We start from the raw sequence: 22,298 nt of genomic DNA, 5'->3' as shown, positions 1-22,298 counted from the left end.
GCTCTGCTCAGTCCTCCACGAGCCGGTCCGCGAGATCGCGCGGATGCGTGCTCCGCGCCTTCGAGGCACGTGCCTCACGGACGCGTCGGACGATGAGCACGGCGAACGCGATGGCGAGCGCGGAGTACACGGCGTAGTCGAGGTAGCCGAGCAGGTGCTCCAGCTGTTCGTGCTGAGTGCCGAGCAGCACACCGACCCCGATGAGCAGCGTGTTCCACAGGCCGCTGCCCACGATCGTGTACACGCTGAAGCGGGTCAGGTTCATGCGAGTCGCGCCCGCGGGAATCGAGATGAGGCTGCGCACGCCGGGAACCATCCGCCCGACGAGCACCGTCCACCCGCCGCTTCGCCGGAACCAGTGCACTCCGCGATCCAGGTCCGCACGGCTGACCAGCTTGGTGGCGGAGAGGAGCCGTACCGCCCGATCGATGCCGATCGCCGCACCGAGCCAATAGAGCAGGAGTGCGCCGATCCACGACGCCACAGTGCTCCAGACGATCAGCCATCCGAGGGTGAGCTCGCCGCTCTGGCTCAGATAGCCCGCGAAGGGCAGGATCACCTCGCTGGGAATGGGCGGGACGAGCACCTCGAGGAACACCAGCACACCCACCCCGATGTCGCCGAGCTGGGTGAGAACGTCAGCGGCGAATCCGGTGAGGCCGGAGAACCCGTGATCCGACGCCGACGGGGCGGCGGTCATGCTGGCGGCGCTCATGCCGGCGGTGCTCATCGACCGAACAGATCGCCGATGCCCGGAATGCCGAGATCACCGAGCCGCTGTCCCCATTCGCTCGCCGTGTCGCCGAGGCCCGAGACGGTCTCGCCCGCCGACCCGAGAACCCCTTCCGCCGCTCCCGCAAGCTCCTCGCCGCCGAGGCCGCTCGCGATCGCCTCGACGTCGACGCCCTGAGCGAGGGCGTCGAAGTCGACTCCGAGACCGGCAGCCTGCTCGAGGAGAGGAGCGGCGACGGCACTGCCGACCGCGCCCACCGCGACGACCCCCAGCGCGCCCACCGCGGCTCCGCCGACCGCACCGGCAGCACCGAACCCGCGCACGCGCGAGAGGATGCCGCGCATGCGCCCCGGACGCGCCGCCTCGGACCGACCGGCGGCGCGGGCGAGATCATCGGCCGATGACGATGCCGGGCGCTCGCCCGGAGCGAGTTCTGCGTTCATGCGCTCCTGCACCTGCGCCCGCTGCGCGGGAGTCAGGCGCGCGAAGGCCTCGCGATGGATCTGCTCCACGCGGTGCGGATCAGCAGTCTCGAGCAGGTAGTCGTACCGCGCGATGGCTGCCCGGTCGGCATCCGACACTGCACCGCGCGCGCCGGCCGCAAGCGGCGAGTAGGGATCCCGGCCCGACGGACGCGCGGGCGGGGGCGAGTAGCGATCGGTTCCGGCCTGACGCCCGACCGGTGAAGACGGCGTCGCTGCCTGCGAACCGGTGCGATCCGTGCGGGATCCGTTCTCGTCGAGATCGAGGGCGCGAGCGGCCATCCCGAGCAGTCGGTTGAGTTTTCCCATGGTGACGGTTCCTTCGTGGGTGTGGACGACCACGGAACTCGACAGCGGGGCAGTGAGGGTCCATGGTCGTCCGCGGATACGGACGCCAGGTCTCCTCCACCCTCACGGGCCGGTGGGCCGGAACACGACTTCGTGTCCGTAATGACGACGCCACCGCAGACGGGAGTACTCCCCTTGCGCTGCCGAGGCTAGCAAGCGCGCCTATGAGGCCGGTGCAAGACACGCCCTCGCGGGAGACGACGAACGCCCCGACTCCGAAGAGTCGGGGCGTTCGAGGGGATGACTACTTGGCGGCAGCCGTCGCAGCGGTCTTCTTCGCGGCCGGCTTCGTGGCGGCGGTCTTCTGACCTGCCGGCTTCTCGTCGGCGGCCTTGTCGGAGGCAGTCGCCTGAGCGGCCGGAGCCGTGACGGCGGGAGCCGGAGCGTCAGCGGCCGGACGCGGGCGTGCAGCGAACTCCTCGAAGACGTAGCGCGGGTTCTGCACCGTCTCGAGGTTCACCAGGTCGCGGCCGAGCCACAGGTTGTTCCACCAGCCCCAGACCACGCGGAACTTGCGCTCCCACGTCGGCATAGCGAGACCGTGGTAGCCACGGTGCGCGACCCAGGCGACGAAGCCCTTGAGCGCGATCTTGCCGGACTGGAAGACACCGTTGTAGAGCCCGAGGCCGGCGACGGCACCGAGGTTCTTGTGGAAGTACTCCTTCGGGTCCTCACCACGCAGCACGGCGACGAGGTTCTTCGCGAGGAGCTTCGCCTGACGCACGGCGTGCTGCGCGTTCGGCACGCAGAAGCCGCCGACGCCACCACCCGAGAGGTCGGGAACGGCCGAGACGTCACCGGCGGCCCAGGCGCCCTCGACGAAGGCCTCGGGCGTGCCGACACGGAGGTCTGCGCGGGTCTGGATGCGGCCGCGCTCTTCGATCGGCAGATCGCCGCCGCGCACGACGGTCGGGTTCGCCATGACACCGGCGGTCCAGACGATCAGGTCGGTGGGGATGACCTCGCCGGTCGACAGCTCGACGTTGCCGTCGACGGCGCTGGTGAGCTGCGTGTCGAGGTGCACGTTGGCGCCTCGCTTCGCCAGGTCCTTGAGGACCCACTCGCTCGTCGGCAGCGACACCTCGGGCATGATGCGGCCCATCGCCTCGATGAGGTGGAAGTGCGTGTCTTCGAAGCTGATCTGCGGGTACTTGCCCACGAGCGACGACGCGAGCGAACGGAGCTCTGCGAAGACCTCGATGCCGGCGAAGCCACCACCGACGACGACGACCGAGAGCAGACGATCGCGCGCGGGTCCGGCGGGCAGCGAGGCCGCCTTGTCGAAGTTCGACATCAGGCGATCGCGGATCGCGACCGCCTCTTCGATGGTCTTCAGACCGATCGCGTTGTCGGCGATGCCGGGGATCGGGAAGGTGCGGGAGACCGCGCCAGCGGTCACCACGATCTGGTCGTACGAGAACTCGTACGGCTCTCCCACCGGAGGGGTGATCGTCGCGACCTTCTCAGCGTGGTTGATGCCCGTCACCTTGGCGGTGAGCACGTTCGTTCGCTTGAGGTGACGACGGTGCGCGACCACCGAGTGGCGGGCTTCGATCGAGCCGGCGGCGACCTCGGGAAGGAACGGCTGGTACGTCATGTACGGCAGCGGGTCGACCATGGTGACGTCTGCTTCACCCTTGCGAAGGTGCTTCTCCAGCTTCCACGCCGTGTAGAAGCCTGCATAGCCTCCACCGACGATCAGAATCTTGGGCACAGTGCTGTTCTGAGGCACAGGGGGACAACTCCTCGGGAGTCAGGGATGTGGCGTGCGAGCGCGCGCCGATCGGATGCGCCGGGCAGCTGCGGTGAGGCCAAGCGCTATCAGGATACCAGGGACTGTGAGCGCGATGAGCGGCAGGGTACCGTAGCGCAGCGAATCAGCGCTGGGAAGCAGCGGTGAACCGGGCTCGGTCGGCGCGTCGGCATCGGGCAGGGGCGGCACCTCGACCGGCGCGGCGGTGGGTTCGGGCTGCGGAACGCTCTCTGCGCGTCGGAACAGGCGGACCCACTCGGCGAGGTCGCCCATCGGATTCTCGGAGACCTTCGGCACGTCCGCGGTGATCGCCGCGTCGGCATCCACCAGCCCGTAGCCGTAGAGAGGATCGGGGAGGTCAGCCATGCCCGGCACCTTGATCGCGGTCTTGATGATGCGATTGATGACGTTGGCGGCATCGAGCTCGGGGTGCGCAGACCGGACGAGCGCCGCGATGCCCGCGACGATGGGCGCCGCACCGCTGGTGCCGCTCCAGGGCACGACGGTGCCGTCGGCCGAGACGCCCCGCAGCCCCTCACTGGGCGCGGCGATCCCGATGGTGATCCCCTGGGTCGACGCCTCGATGCTCGCTGTCCCCGTCTGGTCGACTCCGCCGACCGTCAGCACGCCGGGTATCGTCGCGGGAGCGCCGATGATGTTGGTGCCGCTCCCCCGGTTTCCCGCGGCGACGACCACCACCACGTCATGCTCGAATGCGTAGAGGAACGCGTCGTCCCAGCTCCTGTCCCAGTCCAGCGTGTTCGTGGTGAACGAGAGGTTGATGATGTCGGCCCCATGGTCGACCGCCCACCGCATGGCCTTAGCGACCTGCTCGGTGAACGGCACTGCGGCGGCGGCGCCGAAGCCCACGGAGATCGACAGCAGATCGGCCTCGGGGGCGACTCCGATCATGCCCTTGCCGTCGGCGGAGCCGCGTCCGGCGGCGAGCGAGGCCACCCACGAGCCGTGATTGCCGTCGATGGCACCCACCGGGGTGCGGCCGTCGGGGGTTCCGGTGCCGGACACGTCGGTGCCACCGACGACGGCGTCATCGAACACGCCAGGGACCTTGCCGATCCCGGTGTCGATGACGGCGATCGTGACCCCGTCGCCGCGAGTGGTCTGCCAGGCGTCGCGGATGCCGGCTCCGTCGAGCCAGTACTGAGCGGCGCGATCCGGATCTGCGGGGTCGTCCGGCACCGGCGGCGGGGTCGCTGCCGCGCCGAGGAGCAGGACGGATGCCACGATCGTCGCCATCGCGACGCCGTTGCGCAGCATCCGCGGCCGCCTCATGCGGTCGATGCCTCGACGTCACGCAGGGCCGCACCAGGGTCGTCGCACCGGCACTTCTCCGGCGACCACGTCGAGCGCTCGAGCGCCGCGTCGCCGATCGGGTTCACGCCGGGACCTGCCGCGAGAGCGTGACCGGCCAGAGCATGCAGGCACTTGACGCGCGACGGCATGCCGCCGGCGGAGATCCCATCGATCTCGCCGACCTCGCCGAACTGCGCCCGGTCGGCGAGGTACGCCTCATGCGCGGCGAGGTACGCCGCGGCGACGCCCTCGTCCTCGGCGAGCAGCGCGGAGAGCTCGGGCATGACCTGCGTGGCCTCGAGGGTCGACATCGCGGCCGTCGCGGCCGGATGCGTCAGGTAGTAGAACGTGGGGAACGGTGTTCCGTCCGGGAGCCTGGGCGTCGTGGCGACGACCGTGGGGTTGCCGCACTCGCAGCGGGCTGCGATTCCCACGACGCCACGGGCGGTCCTGCCCAATTGGGCCGACACCACGGCGAGCTCGGCGGTCGTGGGGGCGGGGAATGGCGGCGTGGTCACCTATCCAGCGTACGGGAGCCGACCGGGAGGATGCTCTGAGCGCGCTCCCCGCTCGGCGGCGCCCGACGGTCAGCGGCTGACGGCGGCCGTGTCGCTCAGCCCCGCGGACGTCAGCGTGCGCAGCAGCTGCGGCATCCAGTCGGAGGGCGTCTCTTCGAGGGTGTCGCTGACCGGCCCCTGCTGCTGCGGGAGCGCTGCGGGGTCGAGATCGTTGTCGATCAGATACACGACCTCGCCGGGCTTGACGTAGTACAGGCGCTCGCGCGCCTGGGTGGTGATGTAGGCCGGGTCGCTCCAGCGCTCACGCTCTTTCTCGAGCGCCGCGATCTGGTCTTCGGAGACCTGGATCGACTGCTCCAGAGCCGAGATCTTCTGCCGCTGGTCGATGAAGGTGCCCAGCGTCGGCACCAGCACCCATGCCCCGAGCACGACGAGCGACAGCATGATGACCGAGAACGCCGAGAGGCGGATGCCGGAGGCCCACTCGCGCACGTCGACCCGACGCTCCTGGGAGCCTCGATTCGCGGCTCCCCTGGGCCGACGGGCGGACGGACGCGGGGTCGACTTCGCCGCCTGCGTGGTGCGGGATGCGCCCGAAGACGCCGAAGGAGGAGCCGGTCTTCGTGCCACGGCTCCTCCTCCGTACGTGCCGCTCATGCGGCGTGTGTCTGTCTCTGCTGTGTTCAGCCCTGGTAGCGCGGGAACGCGGAACGGCCGGCGAAGACAGCCGCGTCGCCCAGCTCCTCCTCGATGCGCAGAAGCTGATTGTACTTCGCGACGCGCTCGCTGCGAGCAGGCGCACCAGCCTTGATCTGACCCGCGTTCGTCGCGACCACGAGGTCGGCGATCGTGGTGTCCTCGGTCTCACCCGAACGGTGCGACAGCATGGCGGTGTAGCCCGAGCGCTGCGCGAGGCTGACCGCGTCGAACGTCTCGGTGAGCGTTCCGATCTGGTTGACCTTGACGAGCAGCGAGTTGGCGACGCCGCGCTTGATGCCGTCGGCGAGACGGGTCGGGTTCGTGACGAACAGGTCGTCGCCGACGAGCTGGACCTTCGAGCCGAGAGCGTCGGTGAGGAGCTTCCAGTTGTCCCAGTCGTCCTCAGCCAGCGCGTCCTCGATCGTGACGATCGGGAAGTCGTTGACCAGGCCCTCGTAGTACTCGATCAGCTCGGGGCCGCTCCAGTCCTTGTTGTCGAGGCGGTAGACGCCGTCCTTGAAGAACTCGGTGGCTGCGACGTCGAGGCCCAGCGCGATGTCGGTGCCCGGCGTGAAGCCGGCCTTCTCGATCGCCTTGACGAGGAAGTCGAGACCCTCGCGGTTGCTGGGCAGATCGGGGGCGAAGCCGCCCTCGTCGCCGAGACCCGTCGCGTAGCCGGCGGCCTTCAGCTCGCCGCGCAGCACGTGGTAGGTCTCGACGCCCCAGCGGAGCGCCTCGGAGTAGGTCTCGGCGCCGATCGGGGCGAGGAAGAACTCCTGCATGTCGATGCCGTTGTCGGCGTGCTCGCCGCCGTTGATGACGTTGAAGAGCGGAACGGGCAGCAGGTGCGCGTTCGGGCCGCCCAGGTAGCGGAACAGCGGCAGGTCTGCGGAGTCGGCCGCGGCCTTGGCGACCGCGAGGCTGACGCCGAGGATCGCGTTGGCGCCGGTGCGCTGCTTGTTGTCGGTGCCGTCGGTCTCGATCAGGATCGCGTCGACGATGCGCTGCTCGCTCGCCTCGACACCCTCGAGCGCCGGGCCGAGCTCGTCGATGATGGCGTCGACCGCCTTGAGGACGCCCTTTCCGCCATAGCGGCTCTTGTCGCCGTCGCGGAGCTCGTACGCCTCGAATGCGCCGGTGGATGCACCGGACGGGACGGCCGCCCGCTGGACCACACCGTCGTCGAGGAGCACCTCCACCTCAACGGTCGGGTTACCGCGCGAGTCGAGAATCTCGCGTGCGCCTACAGCCTCGATCAGTGCCACTGATGTGCTCCTTGCTCAGAGAAAAGGTTGTGTGGAGCGTCGTCGATCCGCGCCCAGTCTAGCCCGCCCGCGCTCGACCTCCCGGGTCCGTCTCGGCGGCTCACACCACGACGGCGAGGGCGAAGCCGTCCCAGCCCTTGGCGCCGACCGTCTGCAGGGCGGTCGCGTCGAAGCGGGGATCCTCCCCCAGCATCCGCAGCGCGTCTCTGGTGCCGACGACCTTGGAGTCGGTCGAGTCCGCACGGACGATCTCGCCCTCCCGTCCGATGTTGTCGAGCACGATCACGGTTCCCGGATGCCCCAGCTTCGCCGCCCAGTCGAGGTAGACGGTGTTCGACTCCTTGTCGGCATCGATGAAGACCAGGTCGAAGCCGCCCACCAGCGTCGGGAGCACGTCGGCACCCCGGCCGATCCGGATGTCGACACGCTCTCCGACCCCGGCGGCATCGATGCTCGCCCGCGCGACGGCGGCGTTGTCGGCTTCGGCCTCGACCGTGACGACGCGGCCTTCCGGCCCCACGGCCCGAGCGAGCCAGATCGTCGAATAGCCCCCGAGCGTGCCGATCTCGAGCACGCGGCGAGCGCCGCTGATGCGCGCGAGGAGGTTGAGCATCTTGCCGCCGACGGGCGCGACCTCGATCTCGGGGAGACCGGCGTCGCGCTGGGCCGACAGCGCCGACTCGAGGTGCGGATCGTGACCCACGAGCAGCTCGGCGAGATAGGCATCGGCGTTCGACCAGGCTGCGGGAGTGGAATCCATGCCCTCAGCAAACCGTGACGATTCGGGAGCGTCAAGAGGGTTGCGGAGGCTACCCCGCGCGCGGAGCGGACAGCAGTCGGCCGGGTGCGTCCGCGAGCTCGGGCTGTTCACGGAACTGCCCGGTGACGACGAGGACGGCGATGACCGCTGCCGCGACGATCCACCCCGCGAGGCCGAGCGGACCGGCGAGCGCGAGATCGGGCTGCGATGCGGCGAAGATGACGATCAGCCCGGCGGCGGCGTTGAGGGAGCCATGGGCGAGCACAGCCGGCCAGACCGAGGCGGAGCGCAGGCGCAGCCAGCCCAGGAGGACACCCCAGGCCATGCAGCCACCGATCATGAAGAGCACACCGGTGATGTCTGTGCGTCCGAAGTTGTAGCCCAGCAGGATCAGCGGGCTGTGCCAGGCGCCCCAGATCGCTCCGCTGAGGAGCAGCGTGGGCCAGGTGCCGAGCGGACGCAGCGCGGGCACCAGCCATCCGCGCCATCCGAGCTCTTCGCCGAACGCCAGCACGCTGTTGAGGAGTGCGCCGAAGGGGATCATCACGATCTGCGAGATCACGACGACCTCGATCGGCGGCATCGGCGCACCGGCGGGGAGCGCCTTCGCGACCTCTGCGGAGAACGCGGCGAAGGTCAGGTCGAGCTGCACGAACCCGAGCGCTGCCGCGAGCACGATGCCGAGGGCGACGAGAAGGGGCGGTACGAGCCAGCCGGCCACCATCAGCCAGACGACCCGCTTCGCCGGATGCAGCGGCCACAGCCCGAGGAATCGCGCCCGCTCGCCCCTCGACGGGATTCGCATCGTGAAGGTGACCACCAGTGCGGCGATCGCGGGGGTCAGCATCATCACCGGCAGGAGGAACCAGGTGCTCGGCTCGGCGAGTCCGTCGCCCAGCCAGAGAGGGAGGGCGACCACCCACGCGAGTCCGCACGCGAGTGCGACGAAGACGATGATGGCTGCGGCTCGGATGCGAGTCATGGGTTCTCTCCCTGTTCGGGTTCGCCGAGGGGCGTGGTCATCGGGATGCGGCCGAGGCCAGGACGGATGCCGCAGTGGCCGCGTCGTCGACGGTGACGACGAAGACGCGGCCGTCGGTGCGAGTGACTTCGAGGGCCTCTCCGGTGCGCAGGACGAATCCTCGCCGCCCGTCCGTGCCGAAGCGGTAGCCCCAGCCTCCGAACTCCGCGAAGGGGTTGACCTGAACCGCCCGGGTGCTCGCGATCTCCGTGGCGGGGATCTCGAGTCGTGGCCAACCCGCTGCCGAGCGCACCCGGAGACCCGCGGCGCTCGCGCGGACCCGGAACGAGAGACCGCTCGCCACGAGGATCACGAGGATCAGCGCGATGACCGCGACGATCCATCCGGCAGCCACGCCCCGTGCAAGGAGCAGCACGCTCATCGCGATCGTGAGGAAGACGCCGATCCCCAGGACCACCTGACCGCTCCGGGCGATGCCGACGGTCTTCATCCATACGGCGCGTTCATGATCGGCGAGCGGCAGGGGCTCCGCCGGTGGCTCGGATGCTGCGGGCGCGAACTGCACCTTCGGCTGCAGGAACCACCCGGCGGCGGCCAGCCCGGCTGAGACCACGAAGAAGACCGGGACCCACGGCGTGATGTCGGCGGCCTCGGCCGCATCCGAAAGGCCGCGCTGAGCGGCGGTCGAGACGACGGCGAGCATCGACATCATGCCCGCGATGCCGAGGCTTGCGGCTCCGAGCAGACGGGCGGTCGTCGACCACTGCGGTGGTGCACTCGACGTCGATGCACCGTGCGCGGGCAGTCTGTGCGAGAACAGGGCGATGATCGCGAACAGCACGATCGTCCCGCCGCCCAGACCGATGAGCAACGCCAATGGCGTCCACCGCGGCCCGAAGCCGTCGACCCCGTCGAGGCCCCAGTGGACCGCGGCCGGATCGGGGATCTCGGGCAGCCAGGCGACGACGACGACTGCGGCGAGCGCGATCAGGGCCGCGGGGACGATCACCCCCACCCACCAGAACGCGGTGCGGGCTCGGCGGATCTCGGCGGTCATGCTTCGGTCTCCTTGATGAGGGCGGCCAGGGTGGGGGGCGAGAGGCCGAGCGACGCCGCACGGGCCACGAGGGCGGCGATGTCGTGGGAGAGCTCGGCGAGTGGGGCGGCGGCCGGGGACACGACGGCTCCCCTGCCCCGTCGCAGATCGATCAGTCCTTCGTCTCGCAGCTGCTGGTAGGCGCGGAGCACCGTATGCAGGTTGATCTCGAGCGCATCCGCGAGCTCGCGGGCGGAGGGGAGTCGGTCGCCCGGCGTGAGCCGCCCGGCGAGGACGTCGGCGCGGACGGACGCCGCCACCTGATCGAAGAGCGGCCGAGCACTGTCGGGATCTATGCGGATCAGCATCCCGCCTCCTCTCTTCTACTAGTTCTACACAAACTATAACAACTGTTCGAACCCTCCAGTGATCTTTGTGGCGATCCCGGCATCATCCACACTGACTTCATGCGCATCACTCCCCGACGCCTCGCCATCGGCATGAGCCTGTGGATACCCAATCTCTTCAGCGGCATCCGCATCCGCCGATTCAGCGAGGACTGGACCCACGCGACCGTCGAGCTGCATGTGAACGTCTTCACACGCAACTACGTCAAGACGGCGTTCGGCGGCTCGATGTCTGCGATGACCGACCCGTACTTCTTCATGCTCGTGATGCACCAGCTCGGACGCGACTACGTGGTGTGGGACACCCGCGGCGAGATCGAGTTCCTCAAGCCCGGCCGCGGGATCCTCACCGCCGAGTTCGAGGTCAGCAGGGAGCGGGTCGAGGAGATCCGCGAGCGCGCGCACGGCGGCACGAAGGTGCTCGAGTGGTTCGAGACCGTGATCACCGACCGCGACGGCGATGTCGTCGCGAAAGTGCGACGCGAGGTGTACATCCGCGAGAAGAAGCGTGTGACCGCGGCTCGCGGCTGAGCAGCGAGGAAGTCACCGCGAATTCACCCTCGCATGACACGATGACGGGATGCCCCTCGCACGCCGCCTGAGACTCGGCGACGCCGTCGCCATCGGACTCGGCTCGATGATCGGTGCGGGCGTGTTCTCGGTGTGGGCGCCCGCGATGGGCGTCGCCGGCAGCGGCATCCTGATCGCCCTGGCGATCGCCGCGATCGTCGCCTACTGCAACGCCACCGCGTCGGCACAGCTCGCCGCAGCGCACCCCGTTGCCGGCGGCACCTATGCGTACGCCAGGGCAGAGATCGGTCCGTGGTGGGGTTTCGTGGCCGGCTGGAGCTTCGTGATCGGCAAGATCGCGAGCTGCGCCGCGATGGCCATGACCTTCGCCGCCTACGCGGCACCCGAGGGCTGGCAGGTACCGGTGGCCGTGGCAGCAGTCGTCGCGCTCGCAGCCGTCAACTGCTTCGGCGTCACGCGAACCGCGCTCGTCACCCGGGTGCTCGTCGCGTGCTCCCTGCTGGGGCTCGCGCTCGTCGTCGCGACCGGACTCGGCGGATCGTCTACGGCGACCCCCGCCCCTCTTCCCGATGCCAGCGCGTACGGCGTGCTGCAGGGCGCAGGACTGCTCTTCTTCGCGTTCGCAGGGTACGCGCGCATCGCGACCATGGGCGAAGAGGTCGTCGACCCTGCCCGGACGATCCCGCGCGCCATCGCCCTCGCGCTGGGCGGTGCGGTCGTCGTCTACACGCTCGTCGCGATCACGGTCGTCCTCGTCCTCGGTGGCGACGCGGCGACGAGCACGACGCCTCTGGCCGATGTCGCAGCGTCCACCGGGTGGCAGGCTCTCGCTCCGGTCATCCGCATCGCGGCGGCGGCGGCCTCGCTCGGCGCTCTGCTCGCGCTGCTCACCGGCATCGGGCGGACGACCCTGGCCATGGCCCGCGAGCAGGACCTGCCGCGGTTCCTCGCGAAGGTCGACGAGCGCTGGCAGGTGCCGCGTCGTGCCGAGATCACGATCGCGCTGATCATCGTCGGGATCGTGGTCATCGCCGACCTTCGCGACGCGATCGGGTTCTCCTCGTTCGGGGTGCTGCTGTACTACCTCATCGCGAATGCCGCGGCGTTCCGACAGCAGGCGGCTGCTCGCCGCTATCCCCGCGCGTTGCAGGTCATCGGAGCTCTGGGCTGCCTGCTGCTCGTGAACACGCTGCCCGTCGTGGCCTCGGCGATCGGAACCGCGGTCGTGCTCGTCGGCGTGCTCTACCGGATGACTCGCCTCAGACCGTCGCGGTGATCACATGCGCGCTGTCGCGGTGATCACATGCGCGCAGTCTCGTCCGGGGACTGCTCGGACGCTCCTGCACGGTAGGTGCGAGGGGCCATGCCGAGGATGCTGCGGAAGTCACGTGTGAGGTGCGCGTGATCGGCGTATCCGAGGTCTGCCGCGAGGCCCGACAGCTCGATCCCCGGATCGAGGCGCAGCCGCTCGGCGGCCTCCTGAAGGCGACGCCGGCGGATCATCGCCGCCGGTGAGACGCCCACGTGTCGGTGGGCCATCCGCTGCAGTGTGCGCACCGACACGGCCAGGCGCATCGCCGCCTCTTCGACGCTGTCGGCGGCATCATCACCCATGAGCACGTCGACGAGCGCGTTCGCGTGCCGTGCGGATTCGTCGACAGCCCCGACCCGGCGCACGAGCCAGTCGGAGAAGACCGCGACGGCGCGTTCGCGGCGCCCCTCCCCTGTGCTCATGGCGGCACCGATCGCATCCGCCAGGTCAGGCGCGTCGATGATCGCCTCGGTGTCGACGAGCGCAGCCGGGTCGTCGACGAGCGCTGCCACAGCCGCTGGCCGCAACAGTGCGCCGACCGCCCAGCTGGTTCCGCGCAGGTCGCGATGCGATGCCCGTGTCGTCGCGCCCGACAGAGTGACCACGCCCTGCTCGACCACGAGGTTGAGCGCCGGGTAGCCGACGATCTCCTGCCGCGATGACCGGCCGGGCTCTATCGACCACTCCGGGATCCAGAACCACACGGCGAGATCCCGCGCGCCCGCCGCGGGCGGCAGCCGATGGAACTCGGGCAGCCGGGCCGGGTAGAGCACTCCACGCGTCGGACGCATGTCTATTCGTCGCTCGGACGAGCTGTGGGAGGCCCCGCGACACGCGGGGCCGGCGCCGGGACCGGGTCGGCAGACGGCCACACCACGAGCAGGAACGCCGCGATCGGCCCGAGGAACACGGTCAGCACGAACCATGCGAGCGCAGACCTGTTCCGCGTTCGGGCGAACCCGCCGGCGAGGATCGCCACGGTCAGCCACATCGCGGACACCGTCGGTCCGAGGTATTCGACATCCATGTCTTCGACCCTACGACCCTCGCGCCACGCGCAGAGGACGCGCTCCGCAGTCTGTCGTCGATGTTCAAGCGCACACCCCCGAGGGCTCCGTACCGTGAACGCATGACCACCGAGAACACGACCGGCGTGACCGGCGACCACACCACCGACGGCCGCCCGCACAGCGCGACCTCGCTCACTCCGTTCCTCGCGATCGCCGGAGCCAGAGAGGCGATCGACTTCTACCGAGACGTCTTCGGCGCCCGCGTCGTCGACGTCACGGAGTTCGGGGGCGTCGTCGCCCACGCCGATCTCGACTTCGGCCTCGGTCGCCTGCAGCTGGGCGAACCGAGCCCCGAGTATCACCTGGTTCCCGCGCCGTCGGGTGACGACGACTGCTACTCGATGGGCCTCTACGTCTCGGACGTCGACGCCGTGGTCGAGCGGGCAGTCGCCGCGGGAGCCACCGTGCGCGAAGCTCCGTCTGCCTTCGTCTCGGGCGACCGATTCGCGAGCATCCGCGACCCCTTCGGCGTGAGGTGGTCGGTGATGACCCGCGTCGAAGACCTCTCGGACGACGAGAGCGCGCGTCGCGTCGCCGACTGGGCCGCGTCGTTCAGCGCGGCACCGTCTGACGACGCGAGCTGAGAGCCGCCTCCGCCGCGAGGCACGCGGCGGGGAGCAGCACCTCGGCCGTGCGCCGGTAGCCGAGCGGGCTCGGATGGAAGCGATCCAGGCTGAACATGGCATCGGGATCGTCGAAGAACATCGGGCCCACGGCTCGGCGGAGATCGACGGACCGCGCCCCGGCCGAGCGTGCGGTCTCGGCCTGCGCTTCTGCCAGCCTGCGCGACACGCTCGAGATCAGCCTCCGCAGCGGCTGTGGCACGGGGCGCAGAGCGCCGAGGTCGGGGCATGTGCCGACGACGACCTCGGTGCCCTGGCGGCGCAGGTGCAGGATCGTGTCGCGTAAGTGCTGTGTGGAGACGGCGATCGGGAGGCGGTGGGTGACGTCATTGCCTCCGACCACGATCACAGCCACGTGCGGTGCGTAGCCATCGGGCAGACCCGCGAGCTGAGCGGCGAGATCGGGCGACTCCGCACCGACGACCGCGGCGGTGCGCAGGCGCACGGGCCGCCGCATCCGCCGTGCCATTCCTTTCGCGAGCCGTCCGCCGAGCGTCTCCTTGCGGCGCTCGGCGCCGAGACCCGCCGCCACCGAGTCGCCCAGCACGAGAAGCTGCACAGGATCGCCGTCGAGCGCACGGCGCCAGACGCGATCAGCATCGATCGACTGCTCGCCGAGCGGTTTGCCGATGCGCCGACGCGCGATCGCCGCCTGACGCGTGAGCACGAACCGGATGCCGACGGCGGCCGAGACCGACGCGGCACCGATCGCGGCGAAGGCGACGAAGTACTGTCGACTCATGCCCTGATTCGATCCGACCCGCGTGAACACCGAGTGAACGGCGTCCGCAGTGTCCGTCTGCAGGACCGGGGCACGTCCGCAGGACGAAACCAGCCGTCTGCCCCTGCATCCCGCGCGGTCTTCCTGCAGACGGACCCAGAGTTCGAACGCCGTGCCCGGAATGCGAAGGAGGAGCCGCGCCTCAGGCCAGCGGCTTGAGCTCCAGCTCGGCGGCGCCCGCCGAGACGGTCGCGAACTCGGTGTATCCGTCGGCGGCCGAGCGCTCGAGCAGTGCCTTCACGTTCTTCGTGCGCCGCTCGAGCCTGACCCTGGCCCCGGATGCCACGAGCCCCGCCTTGTGCGTGACGAGCTCGGCGACCGGCACGTCGGAGTCGTGGATGAGCACGACGGCGCGTTCGCCGGCATCCGCTCCCGCCGTCACGAGATCGACGAGCCTCTCGAAGCCGAGGGAGAAGCCCACGGCCGGGACCTGCTGACCGAGGAACCGCCCGATCATGCCGTCGTAGCGGCCGCCGCCGCCGAGCGAGTACGACACAGACGGATGCGCGAGCTCGAAGATCGTGCCGGTGTAGTAGCCCATGCCGCGCACGAGGAACGGGTCGAAGACCAGCGGGATGTCGGTCGCGCCTCGCCCCGCGGCGACGGCCTCGCCGATGCCGACGAGGTGTCCGACGATCTCCTCCGGAGCGTTCTCGGGGAGCGCCTTGCGGATCTGCCGCTCGCCGAACGGGTTGTACTCCATGGTCTGCGGACGAAGGAGGAACGCCTCGAACGCGTCGACCGCCGCTGCTGCCGAGCCGCGCTCGCGCAGTTCGGCGGCGACGCCGTCCGGACCGATCTTGTCGAGCTTGTCGATCGTGATCAGAACGCCGGGGCGCTCGTCGCCGGTGAAGCCGAAGCTGCCGAGCATCCAGTCGAGCGCACGTCGATCATTGATGCGAACGGTCGCTCCTTCGAGGCCCAGCGCGTCGACCGCGTCGAGCGAGGCGACCATGAGTTCGGCCTCTGCGCGCGAGGAGTCGTCGCCGATGATGTCGATGTCGCACTGCACGAACTGGCGGTAGCGGCCCTTCTGGGGGCGCTCGGCGCGCCAGACCGGCCCGATCTGGATGGCGCGGAACACACCGGGGAGCTGCCCGCGGTTGCTCGCATAGAAGCGCGCGAGGGGAACCGTGAGGTCGTAGCGCAGACCCAGGTCTGCCAACGCGCTCTGATCGCCGGCGGCGTCACGGATCGCCTCGGCGTCGAGGCCGCGTCGCAGCACGTTGTATGCGAGCTTCTCGTTGTCTCCGCCGATGCCGGCGTGCAGTCGCGAGTACTCCTCGAGCGCGGGGGTCTCGATCTCGTCGAAGCCATGCGAGCGGTATCGATCGCGGATGACGGCGAGGACTCGCTCGCGGCGGGCCTTGTCGGCGGGGAGGATGTCGCGCATTCCGCGCGGCGGGTTCACAGTAGCCACGCCTCCATCTTTCCAGGTCGGCGGGGCGGCCTGCGGCCTCAGGCCCCCGATTCCGCCTCGCGGACCTCGGCCTCGACCGCTCTGAGCCGTTCTCGCAGTGCCCGTTCCGCATCCCAGCCCTCGGCGCGGGCGACCGCGACGAGGGCGAGCAGAGCGTCGCCCAGCTCGGTCTCCGAGGACGGCCTCGCGTCACCTGACGCCGCATCCGCCCCGGCGACGACACCGGCCCCCGCCGCCCGACCGACGATCTTCTGCGCCAGGGCGAGCGCCGGCATCCCGCGCGGGATCCCGTCGAGGACGCTCCGTCTCGTGCGCTTCTCCGCCGCTTTCGCGGCGTTCCAGTGCAGGAGGACCTCCTCGGGCGTCGTCGCGACCTCTCCGGCGAAGACATGAGGATGCCGCCGCACCATCTTCTCGGTCAGCGTGGCGGCGACATCATCGATGTCGAACGGGTCGTCCGCATCCTGCGCAGCGATCGCGGAGTGGAACAGCACCTGCCAGAGCAGGTCGCCGAGTTCTTCGCGCAGATCGTCTCTCGTGCCGTTCTCGACGGCGTCGATCACCTCGTGCGACTCCTCGATGAGGTACGGCACGAGATCGCGGTGGGTGATCTGCTGCGACCAGACGCAGCGCTCTCGCACCTCGCGCATCGTCTCGGCGGCGGCGCGCAGCGGGTCGCGGTGCGACTCTGCGCTCACTGGCCCTTCCTCGGACATCACCGTGCCTGCTCTCTTCGTCCCTGCCTCGTGATCACGATGTCACGACGCCCTGGCGTCGGTACGCGCGTGCACGCAGCGAGACGATGATCCCCGACAGCACGAGCGCCACGAGCGAGCCGACGAGCACGCCCAGGATCGCCTGGTCGCGGATGCCCGCATCGGTCGCGAAGGCGAGGTTCGCCAGCAGCAGCGAGACGGTGAAGCCGATGCCGCCGAGTGCGCCGGCGGCGACGAGGTCGGCGAACGGCAGGGCGGGCGCCGCGCCCCGGGGGCGGATCCGCATCGCCAGCCACCCGAACAGGGAGATGCCGATGATCTTGCCGACGGGCAGTGCGACGGCGATTCCCCAGAAGGCGGGCGACAGTTCTGTCGGCGAGAGCGCGGGGATCACCACGAAGGCGGCGACGAACGCGAAGATCGGCAGGATCGCGCCGTTCACCGTCGGCTCGAGAGCGTGTCGGGTGCGTGCGGCGGGAACGGGCGACATCACGAGCCCGAGCATCACGCCCGCGATCGTGGCATGGATCCCCGAGGACGCCACCAGGCCCCAGGCGACGATGCCGACCACGACCATCGCGACGGCGACCGCCGGATGCCCCTTGGCATGCAGCAGCCTGCTGAGCAGCCAGAAGGCGACGACGGCGGCGACGGCGAGCGCGAGGAAGAGCCACTGCACATCGTGCGCGAACAGCACGGCGATGAAGATGATGCCGATGATGTCGTCGAGGATCGCCAGCGCGAGCAGGAACACCCGGACGTTCGACGGAAGCCCCCGGCCGAACATGGCGAGGACGCCGAGCGCGAAGGCGATGTCGGTCGCGGTCGGGATGGGCCAACCGGTCGCGGTCGCCGAGTCGCCCGCGATGAGGAGATAGACGGCGATCGGCACCAGCACACCACCAGCGGCGGCGATGGCCGGCTGCACGGCCTTGCTCGGCGAGTCGAGCTCACCGTGGGTCAGCTCATGCCGCAGCTCGATCGCCACGACGAGGAAGAACACCGCGAGCAGCCCGTCGGACACCCAGTGCTCGACCGAGAGGTCGAGGACGGTGCCGGGGATCGCGATATGGAAGTCGAGGACTGCGGCGAGCGCATCGTGCGAAGGGAGGTTCGCCAGCAGGATGCCCAGTCCTGCCGCGACGAGCAGGAGGACAGCGGGGAACTGCTGACCACGGAGGGGGTTCGCGGAGATGCGCATCGCCCCCATGGTAGTTGCGGCTGCCTCGCGCGTCTCACATCGTCATGCGTTCAGAGCACGGCCCCGAGCCGGGATACTCTCGAACGGTGACCCCCGAACACGCCTTCCCCGAGCCCACTGACACCTCGGCCATCCGCATCATCGGCCGTTTCGAAGCAGGCCGCGGCATTCCTGATGCCATGCGCACCGATGTGAGAATGCTCGGCGCCCTTCTCGGCCAGGTTCTGCGCGAGTCGGGTGGTGACGACCTCTTCGAGGACGTGGAGCGACTGCGACTGGCGACGATCCAGGCCTATGACGAGGAGACGTCCGACGCCTTCGACCGCGCTGCGGCGATCGCCGAGTCGTTCACGATCGCACGCGCCGACGAGGTCGCCCGCGCGTTCACCTGCTACTTCCACCTCGTCAATCTCGCCGAGGAGCACCAGCGCGTGCGGGTTCTGCGCGAGCGCGCCGGCCAGCCCGGTCGCGAGGATGCCGCAGACACGGTCGCCACCGCGTACGCGCGGCTGAAGACCGAGGTCGGCGATGACGAGGCTCGCCGTCGTCTCGAGGGCCTCCGCTTCCACCCGGTGTTCACCGCCCACCCGACCGAGGCGCGCCGTCGCGCCGTGTCGTCGAGCATCCGCCGCCTCTCCGATCTACTCACGCAGCACGACGCGGCGAGCGAGGGCGGGTCCGAGGAGCACCGCGCCCGGCGTCGGATGCTGGAGGAGATCGACACCCTCTGGCGCACGGCACCGCTGCGAGCCGAGAAGCCGTCGCCGACCGACGAGGTGCGCACGGCCATGGGCGTGTTCGACGAGACGCTCTTCACCACCGTGCCGCACGTGTATCGCCGCATCGACGACGCACTGCGCGGTGACGACTCCGGCTCGAGTGCACCGGTCGTCCCGGCCTTCGTGCGCATCGGCTCCTGGGTCGGCGGCGACCGCGACGGCAACCCGTTCGTGACGGCATCCGTGACCCGAGAGGCGTCGCAGATCGCCTCCGACCATGTGCTGCGCGGTCTCGAGCGCGCGCTCGAGCGCATCGGCCGCACGCTCACCCTGAGCGCCGAGGACACTCCCCCGAGTGACGCCGTCTCGGCGCTCTGGGATTCGTTCGCGGCCGCCGAGCCGCGGGTCGCGCACGAACTGGCCGCCCGCTCCCCCGGCGAGCCCCACCGACGGGTGCTGCTCGCCCTGGCACATCGCGTCGCAGCCACCAGGCACGGCGACGAGGAGGGGTATGCCCGCCCGGAGGAGCTGCTCGAAGACCTTCGCGTGGTGCAGTCGTCGCTGTCGGATGCGGGTGCGAAGCGCCACGCCTTCGGAGGCGTGCAGCACCTGATCTGGCAGGTGGAGACGTACGGCTTCCACCTCACCGAGCTCGAGGTGCGCCAGCACTCGCAGGTGCACGCGAAGGCCCTCGCAGAGCTCGAGAGCGGCGAGGCGATCAGCACGCAGACCGAAGAGGTGCTCGAGGTCTTCCGCGCGATCGCCGAGATCCAGCGCGACCGCGGACTCCGTGCCGCCGGTCGTTACGTCGTGTCGTTCACGCAGGCCGCTTCCGACCTCGCGAACGTCCACAGGCTCGCGGCGCACGCGCTCGGCGACGATGCGCCCGTGCTCGACGTCGTGCCCCTGTTCGAGACCTTCGCCGACCTCCAGGCGGCTCCCGGCATCCTCGCCGAGGCGGTGACCTTCCCCGAGTTCCAGGCTCGCCTCGCAGCGACCGGGAACCGACTCGAGGTCATGCTCGGCTACTCGGACTCGTCGAAGGACGTCGGCCCGGTCGCCGCCAACCTCGCGCTGTACGAGGCGCAGGAGAAGATCGCGCAGTGGGCACAGGAGTCGGACATCGAGCTGACGCTGTTCCACGGACGCGGCGGCGCCCTCGGACGCGGCGGCGGACCGGCCAACTCGGCGATCCTCGCGCAGCCGCCGCACTCGGTCGACGGGCGCTTCAAGCTGACCGAGCAGGGCGAGGTCATCTTCGCCCGTTACGGCGAGCCGGCCATCGCCATGCGGCACATCGACCAGGTCGCCGCGGCGACCCTGCTCGCGTCCTCGCCGAGCGTCGAGAAGCACACGAGCGACGCCGCGGCGCGTTTCTCCGACATCGCCGCCGTCATGGACGCCTCGTCACGCGAGCGGTTCTTCTCGCTCGTGAAGGCCGAGGGCTTCGCTCCCTGGTTCGCCACGGTGACTCCTCTGGAGGAGATCGGTCTGCTCGCCCTGGGCTCGCGTCCCGCCAGGCGGGGGCTGTCGGTCGAGTCGCTCGAAGACCTGCGTGCCATCCCGTGGGTGTTCGCCTGGACCCAGGCCCGCATCAACCTGGCCGGCTGGTTCGGCCTCGGCACGGCTCTCGCCGCCGTCGGCGACGATGCACGACTCATCGAGGCCTACCGCGATTGGCCGCTGCTGCGCACCATGATCGACAACGTCGCCATGAGCCTCGCGAAGACCGACGAGCGCATCGCCCGCCAGTACCTCGCACTCGGTGACCGCGACGATCTCGCCCAGCTCGTGCTGGACGAGCTCGCGCTCACCCGCGAATGGGTCATCCGCCTCACCGGTGGCGTCGGGCTGCTCGAGAACAAGCCGATCCTGCAGCGCGCGGTGCAGTTGCGCACGCCGTACGTCGACGCGCTGTCGCTGCTGCAGCTGCGCGCACTGCGCGCCCTGCGCGACCCCGGTGAGGCGACCGGATCCGGAGCCGACGACGAGCAGAAGCGCCTGCTGCTGCTCTCGGTCAGCGGCGTCGCGGCCGGTCTGCAGAACACCGGGTGATCGACGCCCATCGCGCCTGAACGAGCGCATGCCGGTGCGAAGGTCCTCACATCGGCGTGCCCGCTAGAGTGAAAACTCCGCCCGATCCGGCGTACCCTCACGCGACACGATCGCACGCAGCACCATCCCCCGATCAGAAAGCTCTTTCGCGTGACCTCTTCGCCATCCGCCGACTTCCACCCGCTCGCAGAGTCCGTGCAGCCCGTGTTCGACACGGTGCTCGTCCGCAGCCCGCACGAGCCCGAATTCCAGCAGGCCGTGCACGAGGTGCTGAACTCGATCGCCCCTGTGCTGGCACGCAACCCGCAGTTCGTCGACGGCGGCATCCTCGACCGCCTGGTCGAGCCGGAGCGGCAGATCCTGTTCCGGGTGCCCTGGGTCGACGACGCCGGTCGCCTGCAGGTCAACCGCGGCTACCGCATCCAGTTCTCCTCGGTTCTCGGCCCGTACAAGGGCGGACTGCGCTTCCACCCCTCGGTGAACCTGTCGATCATCAAATTCCTCGGGTTCGAGCAGATCTTCAAGAACGCGCTGACCGGTCAGGGCATCGGCGGCGGCAAGGGCGGCTCCGACTTCGACCCGCACGGCCGATCGGATGGCGAGATCATGCGCTTCTGCCAGTCGTTCATGAACGAGCTCTACCGCCACCTCGGCGAGCACACCGACGTGCCCGCGGGTGACATCGGCGTCGGCGGCCGCGAGATCGGGTATCTCTTCGGGCAGTACCGCAAGATCACCAACCGTCATGAGTCGGGCATGTTCACCGGCAAGGGCACCGGCTGGGGTGGCGCCGAGGTGCGCACCGAGGCCACGGGCTATGGCGCCGTGTTCTTCGCGCAGGAGATGCTCGGAGTCCACAACGACTCGCTCGACGGCAAGCGCGTCGGCGTCTCAGGCTCGGGCAACGTCGCGATCTACGCGATCCAGAAGGCATCGCAGCTCGGCGCGACCGCCGTCACCGCATCCGACTCCTCCGGATACGTCGTCGACGACGCCGGGATCGACGTCGACCTGCTGCGCCAGATCAAGGAGGTCGAGCGCGCCCGCATCGTCGAGTACGCGAACCGTCGCCCCGGCGCGCGCTTCGTCGAGGGCGGCAGCGTCTGGGAGGTCCCCGTCGACATCGCCGTGCCCTCTGCCACGCAGAACGAGCTCGACCTCGACGCTGCCGAGGCGCTCATCGCCAACGGCGTGCGCGCCGTCTCGGAGGGCGCGAACATGCCCTGCGTCCCCGCCGCCGTCGAGGCGTTCCAGGGCGCCGGCGTGCTCTTCGCGCCCGGCAAGGCCGCGAACGCCGGAGGCGTGGCGACCTCCGCACTCGAGATGAGTCAGAACGCCTCGCGTCAGCGGTGGAGCTTCGACGCCAGCGAGAACAAGCTGCGCGAGATCATGGCCGACATCCACAGCGCCGCGTTCGACGCCGCAGAGCGTTACGACGTCGCGGGCGATTACGTGGCCGGGGCGAACATCGCCGGCTTCGAGCGCGTCGCCGGCGCGATGCTCGCGCAGGGCGTGATCTGAGCCCACTCGCGTCCCGCACACAGGTGAAGAGCCGCCTCCCTGACGGGTGGCG

The 22,298-nt window shown here is 69.8% G+C and carries 22 protein-coding genes; 5 read left to right on the top strand and 17 right to left on the bottom strand.

Annotation, left to right across the window (positions count from 1 at the left end; all coding sequences use genetic code 11):
* Positions 1-7: 7 nt before the first annotated feature.
* The 11 genes from MRBLMI13_RS00395 to MRBLMI13_RS00345 all read right to left on the bottom strand — a co-directional run bounded on the left by MRBLMI13_RS00395 (position 8) and on the right by MRBLMI13_RS00345 (position 10,258).
* Positions 8-730, bottom strand: a complete 723-nt coding sequence (locus MRBLMI13_RS00395; protein ID WP_367821213.1) for a DedA family protein — start codon at positions 728-730, stop codon at positions 8-10.
* Positions 727-1,524: a cation-transporting ATPase gene (locus tag MRBLMI13_RS00390; protein WP_367821215.1), complete on the bottom strand. Its 798-nt coding sequence runs from the start codon at positions 1,522-1,524 to the stop codon at positions 727-729. Before MRBLMI13_RS00390 ends, MRBLMI13_RS00395 begins: the two co-directional genes overlap by 4 nt.
* Before the next feature lie 283 nt (positions 1,525-1,807).
* Positions 1,808-3,277 (bottom strand): NAD(P)/FAD-dependent oxidoreductase, encoded by a 1,470-nt coding sequence (locus tag MRBLMI13_RS00385; RefSeq protein WP_042542206.1) that lies wholly within the window; start codon positions 3,275-3,277, stop codon positions 1,808-1,810.
* Positions 3,278-3,316: 39 nt separating this feature from the next.
* Entirely contained in the window at positions 3,317-4,594 is a 1,278-nt protein-coding gene (locus MRBLMI13_RS00380) for a S8 family serine peptidase (protein ID WP_367821217.1), read from the bottom strand.
* A gap of 11 nt (positions 4,595-4,605) precedes the next feature.
* Complete coding sequence (locus MRBLMI13_RS00375) at positions 4,606-5,148, bottom strand: DUF501 domain-containing protein (protein WP_042542067.1); 543 nt, start codon at positions 5,146-5,148, stop codon at positions 4,606-4,608.
* Between the two features lie 69 nt (positions 5,149-5,217).
* The gene (locus tag MRBLMI13_RS00370; RefSeq protein WP_309686965.1) at positions 5,218-5,778 is read right to left on the bottom strand and encodes an FtsB family cell division protein; all 561 of its coding nucleotides are present in this window, start codon (positions 5,776-5,778) and stop codon (positions 5,218-5,220) included.
* 53 nt (positions 5,779-5,831) lie between these two features.
* A complete protein-coding gene (eno, locus tag MRBLMI13_RS00365; protein WP_042542068.1) occupies positions 5,832-7,112 on the bottom strand; it encodes a phosphopyruvate hydratase in 1,281 nt (426 codons plus the stop codon).
* 100 nt (positions 7,113-7,212) lie between these two features.
* Positions 7,213-7,872 (bottom strand): O-methyltransferase, encoded by a 660-nt coding sequence (locus MRBLMI13_RS00360; protein ID WP_079112496.1) that lies wholly within the window; start codon positions 7,870-7,872, stop codon positions 7,213-7,215.
* Between the two features lie 49 nt (positions 7,873-7,921).
* Positions 7,922-8,854 carry a CPBP family intramembrane glutamic endopeptidase gene (locus MRBLMI13_RS00355; RefSeq protein ID WP_367821221.1) on the bottom strand — a complete coding sequence of 311 codons (933 nt, stop codon included), beginning with the start codon at positions 8,852-8,854 and terminating at the stop codon, positions 7,922-7,924.
* A gap of 37 nt (positions 8,855-8,891) precedes the next feature.
* On the bottom strand, positions 8,892-9,911 hold the full coding sequence (locus MRBLMI13_RS00350) for a DUF1648 domain-containing protein (RefSeq protein WP_367821223.1): 1,020 nt from the start codon (positions 9,909-9,911) through the stop codon (positions 8,892-8,894).
* Positions 9,908-10,258 (bottom strand): GntR family transcriptional regulator, encoded by a 351-nt coding sequence (locus MRBLMI13_RS00345; protein WP_079112493.1) that lies wholly within the window; start codon positions 10,256-10,258, stop codon positions 9,908-9,910. The genes MRBLMI13_RS00350 and MRBLMI13_RS00345 overlap by 4 nt, the downstream gene beginning before the upstream one ends.
* Positions 10,259-10,357: 99 nt before the next feature.
* Between MRBLMI13_RS00345 and MRBLMI13_RS00340 the strand changes: the two genes are divergently transcribed.
* Positions 10,358-10,828 (top strand): PaaI family thioesterase, encoded by a 471-nt coding sequence (locus MRBLMI13_RS00340; RefSeq protein WP_042542073.1) that lies wholly within the window; start codon positions 10,358-10,360, stop codon positions 10,826-10,828.
* Between the two features lie 49 nt (positions 10,829-10,877).
* Entirely contained in the window at positions 10,878-12,104 is a 1,227-nt protein-coding gene (locus tag MRBLMI13_RS00335) for an APC family permease (RefSeq protein WP_367821226.1), read from the top strand.
* Between the two features lie 23 nt (positions 12,105-12,127).
* Here MRBLMI13_RS00335 and MRBLMI13_RS00330 read toward each other — a convergent pair whose 3' ends face one another.
* Both MRBLMI13_RS00330 and MRBLMI13_RS00325 read right to left on the bottom strand, forming a co-directional pair.
* The gene (locus MRBLMI13_RS00330) at positions 12,128-12,931 is read right to left on the bottom strand and encodes an AraC family transcriptional regulator (protein WP_367821228.1); all 804 of its coding nucleotides are present in this window, start codon (positions 12,929-12,931) and stop codon (positions 12,128-12,130) included.
* A gap of 2 nt (positions 12,932-12,933) precedes the next feature.
* The gene (locus tag MRBLMI13_RS00325) at positions 12,934-13,167 is read right to left on the bottom strand and encodes a hypothetical protein (RefSeq protein ID WP_042542076.1); all 234 of its coding nucleotides are present in this window, start codon (positions 13,165-13,167) and stop codon (positions 12,934-12,936) included.
* Positions 13,168-13,269: 102 nt separating this feature from the next.
* On the opposite strand from MRBLMI13_RS00325, the gene MRBLMI13_RS00320 reads away from it, so the two are divergent.
* Complete coding sequence (locus MRBLMI13_RS00320; RefSeq protein WP_367821230.1) at positions 13,270-13,794, top strand: VOC family protein; 525 nt, start codon at positions 13,270-13,272, stop codon at positions 13,792-13,794.
* Here MRBLMI13_RS00320 and MRBLMI13_RS00315 read toward each other — a convergent pair.
* The 4 genes from MRBLMI13_RS00315 to MRBLMI13_RS00300 all read right to left on the bottom strand — a co-directional run bounded on the left by MRBLMI13_RS00315 (position 13,763) and on the right by MRBLMI13_RS00300 (position 17,951).
* The gene (locus MRBLMI13_RS00315) at positions 13,763-14,575 is read right to left on the bottom strand and encodes an SGNH/GDSL hydrolase family protein (RefSeq protein WP_367821231.1); all 813 of its coding nucleotides are present in this window, start codon (positions 14,573-14,575) and stop codon (positions 13,763-13,765) included. The two genes, MRBLMI13_RS00320 and MRBLMI13_RS00315, sit on opposite strands and share 32 nt — an antisense overlap.
* A 181-nt stretch (positions 14,576-14,756) precedes the next feature.
* Positions 14,757-16,007 (bottom strand): histidine--tRNA ligase, encoded by a 1,251-nt coding sequence (locus MRBLMI13_RS00310; protein WP_367821353.1) that lies wholly within the window; start codon positions 16,005-16,007, stop codon positions 14,757-14,759.
* Positions 16,008-16,072: 65 nt separating this feature from the next.
* Entirely contained in the window at positions 16,073-16,750 is a 678-nt protein-coding gene (locus MRBLMI13_RS00305) for a MazG family protein (protein WP_367821355.1), read from the bottom strand.
* A 34-nt stretch (positions 16,751-16,784) separates the two neighbouring features.
* Positions 16,785-17,951 carry a Na+/H+ antiporter NhaA gene (locus tag MRBLMI13_RS00300; protein WP_367821233.1) on the bottom strand — a complete coding sequence of 389 codons (1,167 nt, stop codon included), beginning with the start codon at positions 17,949-17,951 and terminating at the stop codon, positions 16,785-16,787.
* 86 nt (positions 17,952-18,037) lie between these two features.
* Between MRBLMI13_RS00300 and MRBLMI13_RS00295 the strand changes: the two genes are divergently transcribed.
* Positions 18,038-20,725: a phosphoenolpyruvate carboxylase gene (locus MRBLMI13_RS00295; RefSeq protein WP_367821235.1), complete on the top strand. Its 2,688-nt coding sequence runs from the start codon at positions 18,038-18,040 to the stop codon at positions 20,723-20,725.
* Positions 20,726-20,875: 150 nt separating this feature from the next.
* Positions 20,876-22,246, top strand: coding sequence for an NADP-specific glutamate dehydrogenase (gdhA, locus tag MRBLMI13_RS00290; protein WP_042542082.1), 1,371 nt, complete (start codon positions 20,876-20,878; stop codon positions 22,244-22,246).
* The last annotated feature ends 52 nt before the right edge of the window (positions 22,247-22,298 follow it).

Source organism: Microbacterium sp. LMI13-1-1.1, from assembly GCF_040815625.1.
Lineage (GTDB): Bacteria > Actinomycetota > Actinomycetes > Actinomycetales > Microbacteriaceae > Microbacterium > Microbacterium forte.
This window is presented reverse-complemented; position numbering and strand designations above follow the sequence as displayed.